Here is a 12,679-nt window from a genome sequence, read left to right as displayed (position 1 = left end):
AATATGGTATATAACAGGGGGATGTAATTGTGCTGGAGTTTAAAAATATAAGTTTTAAATATGAGGAAGATCCTGATTTCATAATAAGAAATTTAAGTTTCAAAGTAAACAAAGGTGAATTTATAAGTATAGTAGGTCCCAGCGGATGCGGGAAGAGCACGGTGTTCAGACTTATCTGCAAACTGGAGAGGCCTTTTGAGGGAAATATATTTTTAGAGAACAAAAACATAAATACTTTGGAAAAAGGATATATAGGATATATGCCTCAAAATGACCTTTTGATACCCTGGAGAACCATACTTCAAAATTGTTCTCTGCCTCTTGAAATCAAAGGTGAGAATATGAAAGAGGTAAAATACGAAGCGGAAAAGATGCTGAAGGATTTCGGCCTGGAAAAATACAAGAACAAATATCCTAGAGATCTGTCCGGTGGAATGCGTCAAAGGGTATCTTTTACGAGAACTCTTCTCACGGGTTCCAAAGTACTCCTTTTAGATGAGCCTTTCAGTGCATTGGATGCAATAACCAGACTTTCCATGCAGGAATGGCTTTTGGATAAGTGGTCCAAGTTAAACAAGACCATATTGTTTATAACCCATGACGTGGAGGAGGCTCTTTTTTTATCTACCAGGGTATTTATAACAGATGGAAGCCCGATAGGGAAATTCAGGGAAATAAAGGTGGATTTAGATTATCCAAGGAGTAGAGACATGCTTGATAATCCCGATATTTTGAGAATAAAGGCACAGCTTGTAGAAGAGCTTAAAAAGGGGGTAAGATTGTGAAAAAATACAGATCCTCCGCAATAATATGCCTGTTGTTTTTTGCAGCCTGGGAAGGAATTGCCAGATATATAGATGCCATGTACATACTTCCTTCCCCTACGGCAATTGTAAAAAAAATATGGGAACTAAAGGACATTTTATTTTTGGTACATTTGCCGGCAACCCTTGCTGTGACTTTTGAAGGACTTGGAATATCCATAGTATTTGGAGTACTTCTTGCTGCGGCCATGAGCATCAGTGAAAAAGTGCAAAGAGCCCTTTATCCTATTGTAATTGTAACTCAAACAGTACCCATAACTGCACTTGCGCCTATATTCGTGCTCTGGTTTGGATATGGAATATGGAGCAAGGTACTGGTTACCATACTCATAACTTTTTTTCCTATAACCATAAATGTATACGATGGCCTTCGCTCCACCAGAAGAGATATGGAGGAACTTCTTTTTACCTATGGTGCAACTAAAAGAGATATATTTATAAAATTAAAGTTTCCGGCATCACTTCCCTATTTCTTTTCCGCACTTAAGATAGCAGTTCCACTGAGTGTGGTAGGTGCGGCCATAAGTGAGTGGCTGGGAGCACAGGCAGGTCTTGGATATTTCAGCAAAAGGATGATGACACAGCTGGATGGAGCCGGAGTTTTTGCACCTATTGTAATATTGTCTGCAGCTGCACTGGTCATGGTCAAAATTATAAGTGTACTTGAAAATAAAATAGTAAAAGGGAGGAATGAAGCTTGAAGAAAATAAAAATCATGGCTTTTATGGTGTCAATTTTAATGTTTGTGAGTTTTACTGGATGCGGCAGCAAGCCGTCTCAGAGCAGTAACGGTCAGCTGGAGAATGTGGATCTGGTACTTGACTGGTATCCAAATGCCATACATAGTTTTATATATGCAGCTATTGAAAAAGGATATTTTAAAGAGGAAGGGCTGAAGGTGAATATAAAATTCCCGTCGGATCCTACAGATCCTCTTACTTTACCCGCAGCAGGAAAGGCAACACTGGGGATTTACTATCAGCCGGATCTTGTAATTGCAAGAGCCAACCAGGGAGTACCTGTAAAATCCGTTGGAGCAGTAGTGCATACCCCTTTGAATGTTATAATAGCCCTAAAGTCCAACAATATAAATTCTCCAAGGGATCTTCAGGGAAAGACCGTAGGTTATTCAGGAAATCCGCTGAATACGGAGTACGTAAAGACCATGGTCAAAAAAGATGGTGGGAATCCAGATACTGTTAAAATGGTGGATGTAGGATTTGATCTACTGTCATCCATGGTAACTAAAAAAGTGGATGCCACTACAGGGGGACTTATAAATCATGAAGTTCTCATGCTGGAAAATGAAAATCATCCTGTAAATTATTTTGATCCTTCTAAATATGGAGTTCCAAATTATTATGAGGAAGTGTTTGTAACCAGCGATAAAACTCTCAAGGAAAAGCCCGAAACCATTAAAAAATTCATGAAAGCCGCCCAAAAAGGATTCGAATATACCAAAAATAATCCGGATGAAGCCCTGAAGATACTCATGGACAATCAACAAAAAGGCAGTTTTCCTCTCAAGGAGGCAGTTGAAAAGAAAAGTCTCAGCATACTCCTGCCTAAGATGGAGTCTAAAGATGAGCCTTTTTTGAGCCAGGATAAAAGTGTGTGGCAGAACAATATAAACTGGCTTAAAAAACAGGGACTTCTGAAAAAAGATGTAAATGCCGAAGATTTTTATGTAAATGTTCTGAAAGACAATAAATAGTTAAGTAGAGAGATGATTTCATCTCTCTATTTTTGATTTTTATCCAAATTTCCAGTATAACTGCAAATTCAAGCAACACAGAAAAGGTGCAGGTGAACATATACCTAAAATGCTAAAAATGTGTTGACAACCGGTACAGTTAATGATAAAGTGTTAATAACAGAACGATAATAACAAGAATATAATATGACAGGGAGGCGGTAAAAATAGATAAGAAAAAGCTTAAAAACAAGCAGGGACTTACGGAAGAAGCATTTTTACAGAAGTATGATATTAATGAATATGAAAGACCGTCTATAACGGTGGATATGTTGATTTTCACCGTGAAGGACAAGAAAGAGGAAAATTACAGGAAGCTTTCAGGGAAATCAATAAAGTTGCTCCTGGTTAAAAGGGCAGATCATCCTTTTATAGGACAGTGGGCACTTCCGGGAGGATTTGTGTCGGTAGACGAAAGCATTGATGAGGCCGCCAACAGGGAATTGAAAAGCGAAACCAATGTGGAGGACATTTATATGGAACAGCTCTATACCTGGGGCGATGTAAAGAGAGATCCAAGGTGGAGAGTTGTAAGCTGCTCCTACATGGCATTGGTGGACGGCAGCTTGTTTGATATAAAAGCCGGAGATGATGCGGATTATGCCGGGTGGTTTGATGTTAAATTTGAGGTGTTTGAAGAGAAAAAAACTGTTCTGGAAAAAGAACTTGTGTTTGAAAAATCGGTCAAAATCATTCTTTCAAGTGAGGAGGATACTTTGGAAGCCGTTGTAAAAATTACTGAAAGGCGCAGGGGGAGATCCACAAGTGTTAAGAGAGAGATTGTAAATTCCAGGGGGATTGCATTTGATCATGCCAAGATCATCGAATATGCTATTGAAAGACTTAGAAACAAGATAGAATATACGGACATAGTTTTTAATCTTATGCCGGAGCGGTTTACTCTGTCAGAACTTCAGCAGGTATATGAGATAATATTGGGCAGGGAACTCCTTGCTGCAGCCTTTAGGAGAAAGATATCAGACAAGGTTATTGAAACAAATGAATTTTCAAAAAATGCAGGACACAGGCCTTCAAAGCTGTACAGGTTCAATCCAGGTTGGAAATACATGTGAATATCAAAATGAATTGGGAGGGTTATTTATGTTTGGATTTAGGTTTATAAAATTTCAGCCAAGTGAGTATGTTTTAAAATACAGAAATGGGAAAATAGTAAAAGAAGGTGCAGGCATATCATTTTACTACTATGCTCCTACTACTTCAATCGTACTTGTTCCCGTAGGCAGTGTGGATGTACCTTTTATCTTTGAGGAAGTTACTTCGGATTTTCAGACTGTCACTGTCCAGGGACAGATTACATTCAGGATAGTTGAACAGAAGAAAATTGCAAAGCTTCTAAACTACACTCTTGATATTAAGGGAAAGGGATATGTTTCAGAGGATCCTAAAAAATTACCCCAGAAGGTGATAAATATTGTGAGAGTGCTGGCTAAAAAGCTCCTTGAGAATCTGCAGCTTAAAGAGGCCATCAGATCCAGTCAGCTGCTTGCAAAGGGCATACTGGACAAAATAAAGGAAAATGAGGAGATGGATCTTCTGGGCATTGAAATTCTCGGTGTCTCCATATTGGCTGTTCTTCCCAACAAAGAAACTGCAAGGGCACTGGAGGCACAGGAAAGAGAGCAGATTTTAAAGGAGGCAGATGAAGCCATCTATGCAAGGAGAAATGCCTCCATTGAACAGGAAAGATGTGTAAAACAAAATGAATACAACACGGAAATTGCAGTTGAAAACAAGAAAAAGCAGGTGAGAGAAACCCAGCTGGATACCGAGAGGATTGTTCAGCAGAAACAAAATCAGCTTAAAGAGGAAAAGATGAATTTTGAAACTGCCATGGAGGAAAAGAGAAAGGAACTTACTAGGCTCAGCACTCAGAATTCAAGGACCAAAGCTGATGCCAGGGCTTATGAATTGTCCGTTGTCATGAAGGCATTTGAAGGTATGAATCCTGATGTGATACAATCCCTTGCAAATGTTGGAATGCAGCCTGATAAGCTTATAGCAGTAGCCTTTCAGGAGCTGGCGGGAAATGCAGGGAAAATTGGCCAGCTGAATATATCACCTGATTTGCTTCAGGAAATTGCCAAAGGGAGAAATTGACTATGGATAGACTAACCGAAAACAAGATAATTCTTGTAAAGAGAAAGACCCGGTTTGAAGAACTCATTGCAAGATATAATACAGCTGAACAGGCAAAATTTTATATTGAACATCTTGGCGGTGATTTTTCAGACTATGTAGAGGAAGACAGACTATATAGAAAGGTATTGATTTCTGCCCGAAATCAGCTGGAACTTCTGGGCAGGCTGCAGATTGTGGACAGGGACTATGTACCTAATTTCATATTTGGCGACAATGATGTGGTAGTGGTAATAGGACAGGATGGCCTTGTGGCAAATACCTTGAAATATCTTTCAAGACAGCCGCTTATTGCCGTGAATCCGGATCCTTCCAGGTGGGAGGGCGTGCTGCTGCCTTTTAAAGTGAAAGATCTGAAACTGGTTGTGCCGGATGTATTCAATTCAAAGAGTCAGGTGAAGGAGGTCTCCATGGCGAAGGCATCTTTAAATGACGGACAAATGATCTATGCCGTCAATGACCTTTTTATTGGACAGAAAACCCATGTGTCCTCCAGATATCATATCCAGCTGGGAGACCAGCACGAACATCAATCCTCCAGTGGAGTTATCGTGTCCACGGGACTTGGTTCCACGGGCTGGCTGAAAAGTATACTTACAGGTGCCGTGAATATTGTAAAACAGGTATCCAATGGAAGAGAACAGCTGCAGCAGCAAAAAAAGGTTGATTGGAATATTGATTATTTATATTTTTCCGTACGTGAACCTTTTCCCAGCAGGGTCTCAAAAGCGGATATGGTTTTTGGAAGGATAACAAAAAAGTGTCCCCTTAAGATATCCTCCCAGATGCCTGAAAATGGAGTTATATTCAGCGATGGTATTGAAAGCGACTATCTTCAGTTTAATTCCGGCATAGAAGCAGCAATTACAGTTGCCGAAAAAAAAGGTCATCTGGTTGTATAAATATATGTAAATTATGGTATTATTTGCTGTATACATCTATTACATTGAAAAATTTGTATACGGGAAAAGGATATTACAGATTTAGGAGCTTGGAAAAAAGCTGCCGCTTTTGCAAATTGCAGGGGCGGTATTTTTTAAATAAAAATTTATTCATTATATTGACATTGTCCGACAAAAAAATACACTGTAATAGTGTATAATAGAAAATATTAGTTGTTTTTGAAAATGTTAACGATTTGGAGGATGGTATTTTTGCTGGAAAGGAGAAAATTTGATATTACAAGATATAATATTTTGATAGTGATTATGACAGTTATATTTTCTATTATCATGGTAAGAATTTTCTTTCTGCAGGTGGTGGAAGGCCAGGAATATAAGGAACGGTCCAACAATAAATCCATACGGGAAATTCCCGATGCAGCTCCCAGAGGGAAAATTGTGGATGTGAAAGGCAATGTTCTGGCCGCCAGCACTCAGGGCTATATGCTGGTGTACAACCAGACCGACGACAGCGACAAGGTTTTTTTCACTACAATGAGCAAGGTATTTAAAATACTGGATGAAAGCGGTGAGAGCCAGCAGGACGATTTTGAGCTGAAGATAGATCCATACAAATTTGAATTTAGAAGTGATGATGAAGAGACTAGAAAAGCTCTTGAAATCAAATTCAAGAGGGACAGGGGTCTGAATGAACCAATAGAGAAGAGCATCAAGAGCAAAAACAAGGATATCTCCGGGGATGAACTGAAAAGCTTGGTCAACAAGGAACTTTTGAAGATATCTCCCGAGGATACCTTCAAAAAACTTGTTAAACAGTACAAGATAGGCAGTGACTATTCCCTGGAGCAGCAGAGAAGGTTTATGATTGTAAAGGATACTCTGAAGATGCAGAGCTTTTCCGGGTACAAGCCTGCCACGGTGGCCGGCAACATAAGCAGGGAAACCGCTTTTAAATTTTTACAGATGTTAAATGATCTTCCGGGAATAGACGTGACCACCCAGCCTCTCAGATCTTATCCAAATGGAGATCTGGGTTCCAATTTTATAGGATACATATCCAAAATATCTTCCGATTATGAAAGGTATACTGAAAAAGGATATGACGTGAGCAGCGATTATGTAGGGCAGGCAGGAATTGAAGGTGCACTTGAGGACAGATTAAAGGGTTCAAAAGGCGGAAAAATAGTGAAACTCAATAAAAATGGAAGGATAATTGAGGAACTTGGTGAAAGGGAAGCTTATCCGGGACAGACGGTACAGCTCACAATAGACAAGGATGTGCAGAAAGCAGCGGAAACTTCTCTTGAAAACACTCTTGCAAGTCTTAGAGCTGATCCATATCGGATGAGAGGTTCTAATACTTCAAATGCCACCAGGGGCACTGCAGTGGCAGTTGATGTGAATACGGGAGCCATAGTGGCAATGGCACAGGTACCCCGTTATGATCCAAATCTGTTTGCCTTACCTGGAAGGCTCAGTTCGGAGCAGTATAATGAATATTTCAGCCCGGATCTAGAACAATTTGGAAGAAATTATATTCAGTCCCGTGGAATCACGGCCAATTACCCGGGAGAGAGTGAAGAGGATGTGCTGAACACCCTTTTCCCTATAGACAAAAGCATAAAAAATAACACCACCATAAGGAAGGATGTATATGACATATATCCAAAGCCCTTTTACAATTATGCCACCCAGTCATTGATACCACCCGGCTCTACTTTCAAGCCCATGACGGCCATTGCAGGACTTGAGACCGGGGTCATAACTCCTTATTTTACTATGGAAGATAAGGGATATTTCTATCAGGGAAGTAAAAAAGTGACATTTGACACAGATGGACCTCAGGGAGTTGTAAATCTGATAACTGCCATACAGAAATCCAGCAACCCCTATTTCATGACAGTGGCTGAAAAACTCAGAAATGCCTTCGGAGATGATATTCTGGCCAAGTATGCCTGGAAATTTGGACTTGGGATATCTCCAGACAGCAAGGTAAAGCCTGCTACTGGCATAGAAATACCGGAAAACTTTGGACAGGTATATAATACCGTATCCAATAAGAACACCTATGCAAGTATCTATCTCTTGAAAACCATGGAGGTGCTCAAAGGCGGCCAGGATGACTACGGACATGAAGTGGTTACCCTGGATCTGTACGACAACGGCAGTGATTCAGCTGAAGTCAAGAATATTAAAAATAACATCAAGACCTTGATAAAAAATTCCATAAAGGAAGGTAAAACTGCTTTTGACAAATCAAAATACAGTGAGTTGTTTTCAGAGCTTGTGAAGGCAGATCCGAACAACAAGAAAGAGGTAAGTGACAGCCAGATGGATAATCTGCTGAATGTGGTGTACAGTATAACCATATCGGATGCCAATGCCCAGCTTAAGGTGCCGGCAAACGTAGAAAATGCCGCCATAGGCCAGGGGCTTAACCAGTTTACCCCTCTTCAGATAGCAAACTATGCTGCCACCATTGCCAACGGCGGCACCAGATACAAACTTCACCTGGTGGATCAATATCTGAATGCAGAGGGTAAAGTCATTGAAAAGGTGAAACCCGAAATAATAGAGAAAACAGGTGTTAAAGCTGAAACCATAGCAGCAGTCAAACAGGGAATGAACGCCGTTAATGAGAGAGGTACGGCTGCACAGGTATTTAGCGGATTTCCCATAACTACCGCAGGTAAAACAGGTACCGCCCAGAGTCTGGGCAACCAGGAGCAGGTGGGCAGGACCGACTATGCCGAATACATTGGTTTTGCTCCTCTTGACAAACCACAGATAGCCGTATGTGTAGTACTCTTTGACGGTGGTCAGGGAGGATTTGGAGCAGCTACTGTAGCAAGGGATATTTATGATGCATATTATTCTGTGAAGTAAAGTGAGATATGTTATATAAAAAGGAATAGATAATGAGAAAAAAGCTTGTGAATACATGAAAAGTAAAATTCAATCCTATGGATATGAAATACAGATACAAGTATTTTCTGTACCTATTCTTACAGAAAATGATACAGAAAAGTTAGGCATAAGTCAAAATTTAATAGCAGTTAAAAAAGGTAAATCAAGTTATAATAAAGGCACAATAGTAATTTGTGCACATTACGATTCCACAAAAGATTCCATAGGGGCAAATGACAATGCCTCCGGGGTTTCAGTAGTTATGGAAACAGCCAGACTGCTTAAAGATGTATCAAGTGATTATGAATTGAGGTTTATCTTTTTTGGAAGTGAAGAAGCTGGCAATATAGGTTCTCACAATTATATAGACGGGTTGTCACCTGATGATAAAAAAAATATAAAGGCAGTTTTGAATATTGACTCGATAGCTCAAGAAGGTGCCAGTAAACCATATATATTTACTATGAATGGCAAGAAAAATTTTGCCATCATGTTGTTGAAAAATATTCCTAAAAATATGAATGTAAAAAAGGCGGGTAGGGAAATTAGCGATTATGCTGTCTTTTATGAGGCCGGAATTCCATCATTATGCATAGGACAAGCATATGATAAAAATTTGAAAATAAATGGACCTCGGGATACAATTTCGGCTATAAGTGGATCAAAGCTTAAATTGATTGCGGATATTATCATAAATTCACTGGACAGTTAGAAATTAATGAATGCTGTAAAATTGTTTCGTAGCGTAATTTTACAGCTTTTTTCTTTCTATTATATTAGTAAGGCTTGGATACAATCTTAAGGCCCATAAAGATATTGACATTACGACAATTGTCGTATATACTTTATTTAAAACAGGAAATAAAAGAAAGGTTGATTATAAAATGAAAAAACTTCCCAGAACGGAACTTGAAATAATGAAATTTATCTGGAGTGCAAAGAATAAAGTATCTACAAAGGAGGTTGCCAATCATATGGAAAATGTTCTAGAGTGGAAGCTCAGTACTACATCCAAAACTTTATCAAGGCTTGTAAAAAAAGATTTTCTTGCTACAGAACGAATAGGAAAACAATCTTATTTTACTCCAATAGTAGAAGAAAATGATTACTTAAAATTTGAAACTAGAGATTTCTTTAATTATCTTCATGGAAAGTCATTAAAAAGTATAATATCCACTCTTGAGGAAAGTGATGAAATTACTGATGAAGATTTAGATGAGCTTGAAAAATGGATAAGGAACAGGTAATTTACATGAGGGATATTTTTTTGGAAGTATTAAGAACAAGTTTGCTTACAGGAATATTAATATTGGGAATAATCATTACGAAAGATAAGTTTTTAGCTAAATATAGTCATAAGTTCAATTACTTTTTAGCTGTTATGGTCATTATAAGAATGCTTTTAGTAATCAGTGTTAAACTTGATATAAATATAAATGAGAATGATACTGCTTATTATAAAGTTATATATAACCTCACCCAATCTCATCTAAATAATATAAATACAGTGGACTACATTTACATTGCAATGCTGATTTGGATTATTGGATCAACGGGAGTTTTACTATACTATATTTATTTCCAGGGGAAATTTTATTTTAAGGTTAGAAATAATATGACTTCTGTAAAAAATACAAGGATATTACAAATTTTGATTGATGAAAAAAAGAATTTTAATATAAATAAGAACATAAAAATTAAAATAGTAAAGGGAATTTTTTCACCAGCTGTAATAGGAATACTGAATTCCACAATAATTTTACCAGCTCAACAATTTTCAAACAATGATATAAAATGGATATTAAGGCATGAACTAATCCATTTTAAAAGAAAGGATAACATTATGAAGCTTCTAATGATATTATCAATATCACTACATTGGTTTAATCCATTGATATATATATTCAGAAAATTTTTCAATGAACAATGTGAGTTATCCTGCGATGAAGCAGTCATCAGCAGATCTAAAATAGAAGATATCAAAGAATATGCATTGCTTTTAGTAAAATCGGCCAGATATAGAAATAAACTTGAAATTTCTATAATGTCATCACAGTTGACTGATAAAAAGGTAAATATAACGAAAAGGAGAATAGAAAATATGTTAAATTTGAAATCAAGAAAAAAAGGAATGGCAGCTGCTGCCATATTATTGTCTGTTATAGGAGGCTCTTTGTTTGCACTAAATATTAATGAGGTATCAGCAACAGCTTCTCAAAATAATACCAATAATGTAGCTGAAAAAAATTTTAATCAAAGCAATGACAACTATAAAGGTAAAAAACCGGCAGCAAGGAGAAGTGCAACAATAAAGTTAGAAACATATACATATAAAGATGCTCCGGAAGAATTGAGGAAACAGCATGAGGAAAACTGCAAAGCGGTTAATAAAGAAGTCAAGGATTCAGATATAATTGGGAAATTTGTTTCAGTAGTTTGGAATGAATAATATTAACAAAGTTGTTATTATGGAGGAATTTTTTTGAAAAAAGTCAAGTATATAATCAGCTTTTGTATCATGTTGATAGGACTTTTAATTATCGGAGAAAGTCATATTTTTTATTTGGATAATTTTTATACTAAGTATGCCAATACTACACTGTATCTGCAAAGTAATACGACAAGTGATGAAATGATTGCTGATATTATTGATTCAGCAGCTGATAATAGAGTTGAAGTGTTTACTTTTATACCATCTCAGCCAGATAGTTCCCTTACTGAATACGATATTTACGGGACACCGGGAGTTGAAAAAAGTATAAACCAGAATTCAAATATATTTAAAGGAAAGTATACAAGCCTTTTCCTAGGGAATATCAACTTTAAATTCAAAGATATTGGTAGTATACCTGATATCAAAAATCAAAATGAATATTACATTATTGGAAGCAGGGAAAAAACCAATCAATTCAAAATGAATTTAATTGACAAGTATGCAGGCAATCATCCCAAACAAGGCTATCCTGACAGGGAGTCGGAAAAGAACACAATTGCCATATGGATACTTGTCATTAGTATTATATTGTTATTTTCCTTTTATGATGTTATTTCACAAAAAAAAGAAGCTGTTGTTAGAATGACTATGGGAGAAAGAATAAGTACTATTATCTGGCAGAATATTCTTTTGGATTCTCTTGCATTTACAGTATCTTTTATCTTCATATTATCTGTTTTGTCTAGATATACTTATGTATTCTTCAATTTAAAAATCTCAATTATACTGTTTGCTATATTATTATGTATCAATGGATTGTTATATATAAATTTATATTTTTACAATGTAAAAGAGGTTTTCTCCAATGGCAGAAGTTCTAAGAAATTATTGACACTTAATTATGGATTAAAATCAGTGACGACCATTATCACTATTTTTATAATATCCAGCAATATTGCTTTCATTTTTCAATCCTATACTTTTTACAGACAAAAAACTTTTTTTCAGGACCATTCGGAGTATTACCATATTAAGTTCATGTATAAGTCAATTAGGAATACTGACGGTTCTATCAATGATGTATTTGATAAATCCATAGCCGTACAGGAAACATTTTATAGAGAATTTTTCAGAGAATTTAATGCAATTGCCTTGAAAGATATCTCCCAGGTTGTAAGTGTAAAAACTATTTCTGCAAATAAAAATGCCTTTGATTATTTATCCAGTAAAATAAAAGAATTTAATCATTTAAATTCAGATAAAGATTTCTATTTCATATTACCTGATAGAATGAAGGGCAATTCCAAAATTATCGAGGAACTAAAAAAAAGTATACCATACAATGATACTATTAATTTTGTTCGAGATTATAATGTGATTTATTATCACGATAACATTGATATTGTGGGAATAGACGAGGATTACATATATGGAAGTGATTTAATTAGAAATCCTGCTATTGTTTATAATAACATGTCAGCGGATCAAGTTGAAAATCAGAGCGTTTTGAAATCCATAGGATCAGTAGATGAAATATACGATGTCATGTACAAGATATCTTCGGAGGAACAGCGTGATAAATTCAATAAATTTATAGTTAAACATAATTTACAAGATCAAATTGTACAGAAGATAAACGTCTTGGGAAAATATGAAAAAATGTGGATTATATCTAAAAGAATTTTATATATTAATCTAGTAT

11 protein-coding genes are annotated in these 12,679 nt (G+C 36.6%); all 11 read left to right on the top strand.

Annotated elements, in window-relative coordinates; translation table 11 throughout:
* Positions 1-29: 29 nt before the first annotated feature.
* The gene (locus CLLU_RS08345) at positions 30-785 is read left to right on the top strand and encodes an ABC transporter ATP-binding protein (protein WP_106009286.1); all 756 of its coding nucleotides are present in this window, start codon (positions 30-32) and stop codon (positions 783-785) included.
* Complete coding sequence (locus CLLU_RS08340) at positions 782-1,525, top strand: ABC transporter permease (protein ID WP_106009285.1); 744 nt, start codon at positions 782-784, stop codon at positions 1,523-1,525. Before CLLU_RS08345 ends, CLLU_RS08340 begins: the two co-directional genes overlap by 4 nt.
* Positions 1,522-2,538 (top strand): ABC transporter substrate-binding protein, encoded by a 1,017-nt coding sequence (locus CLLU_RS08335; protein WP_207655966.1) that lies wholly within the window; start codon positions 1,522-1,524, stop codon positions 2,536-2,538. Before CLLU_RS08340 ends, CLLU_RS08335 begins: the two co-directional genes overlap by 4 nt.
* Before the next feature lie 308 nt (positions 2,539-2,846).
* On the top strand, positions 2,847-3,650 hold the full coding sequence (locus tag CLLU_RS08330; protein WP_106009284.1) for an NUDIX hydrolase: 804 nt from the start codon (positions 2,847-2,849) through the stop codon (positions 3,648-3,650).
* A 28-nt stretch (positions 3,651-3,678) separates the two neighbouring features.
* Positions 3,679-4,695 (top strand): SPFH domain-containing protein, encoded by a 1,017-nt coding sequence (locus CLLU_RS08325; RefSeq protein ID WP_106009283.1) that lies wholly within the window; start codon positions 3,679-3,681, stop codon positions 4,693-4,695.
* Between the two features lie 2 nt (positions 4,696-4,697).
* Positions 4,698-5,636 (top strand): diacylglycerol kinase catalytic domain-containing protein, encoded by a 939-nt coding sequence (locus CLLU_RS08320; protein ID WP_106009282.1) that lies wholly within the window; start codon positions 4,698-4,700, stop codon positions 5,634-5,636.
* A 243-nt stretch (positions 5,637-5,879) separates the two neighbouring features.
* Positions 5,880-8,522 carry a penicillin-binding transpeptidase domain-containing protein gene (locus CLLU_RS08315; protein ID WP_170065745.1) on the top strand — a complete coding sequence of 881 codons (2,643 nt, stop codon included), beginning with the start codon at positions 5,880-5,882 and terminating at the stop codon, positions 8,520-8,522.
* A gap of 55 nt (positions 8,523-8,577) precedes the next feature.
* Positions 8,578-9,255: a M28 family peptidase gene (locus CLLU_RS08310; protein ID WP_106009280.1), complete on the top strand. Its 678-nt coding sequence runs from the start codon at positions 8,578-8,580 to the stop codon at positions 9,253-9,255.
* Positions 9,256-9,427: 172 nt separating this feature from the next.
* Positions 9,428-9,790 carry a BlaI/MecI/CopY family transcriptional regulator gene (locus CLLU_RS08305; protein ID WP_106009279.1) on the top strand — a complete coding sequence of 121 codons (363 nt, stop codon included), beginning with the start codon at positions 9,428-9,430 and terminating at the stop codon, positions 9,788-9,790.
* 20 nt (positions 9,791-9,810) lie between these two features.
* The gene (locus CLLU_RS08300; RefSeq protein ID WP_158255911.1) at positions 9,811-10,992 is read left to right on the top strand and encodes a M56 family metallopeptidase; all 1,182 of its coding nucleotides are present in this window, start codon (positions 9,811-9,813) and stop codon (positions 10,990-10,992) included.
* Positions 10,993-11,025: 33 nt separating this feature from the next.
* A partial coding sequence (locus CLLU_RS08295) for an MMPL family transporter (RefSeq protein ID WP_106009277.1) occupies positions 11,026-12,679 on the top strand: 1,654 nt, incomplete at its 3' end.

The organism is Clostridium luticellarii, assembly GCF_002995845.1.
GTDB lineage: Bacteria > Bacillota > Clostridia > Clostridiales > Clostridiaceae > Clostridium_B > Clostridium_B luticellarii.
The sequence above is the reverse complement of the archived record's forward strand: the minus strand, read 5'-3'. Positions and strand labels throughout refer to the sequence as shown.

Coding starts and splice junctions, on each gene's coding strand:
- CLLU_RS08330 (WP_106009284.1), top strand. CDS start 2,847: ATGTTGATTTTCACCGTGAAGGACAAGAAAGAGGAAAATTACAGGAAG.
- CLLU_RS08325 (WP_106009283.1), top strand. CDS start 3,679: ATGTTTGGATTTAGGTTTATAAAATTTCAGCCAAGTGAGTATGTTTTA.
- CLLU_RS08320 (WP_106009282.1), top strand. CDS start 4,698: ATGGATAGACTAACCGAAAACAAGATAATTCTTGTAAAGAGAAAGACC.
- CLLU_RS08315 (WP_170065745.1), top strand. CDS start 5,880: ATGGTATTTTTGCTGGAAAGGAGAAAATTTGATATTACAAGATATAAT.
- CLLU_RS08310 (WP_106009280.1), top strand. CDS start 8,578: ATGAAAAGTAAAATTCAATCCTATGGATATGAAATACAGATACAAGTA.
- CLLU_RS08305 (WP_106009279.1), top strand. CDS start 9,428: ATGAAAAAACTTCCCAGAACGGAACTTGAAATAATGAAATTTATCTGG.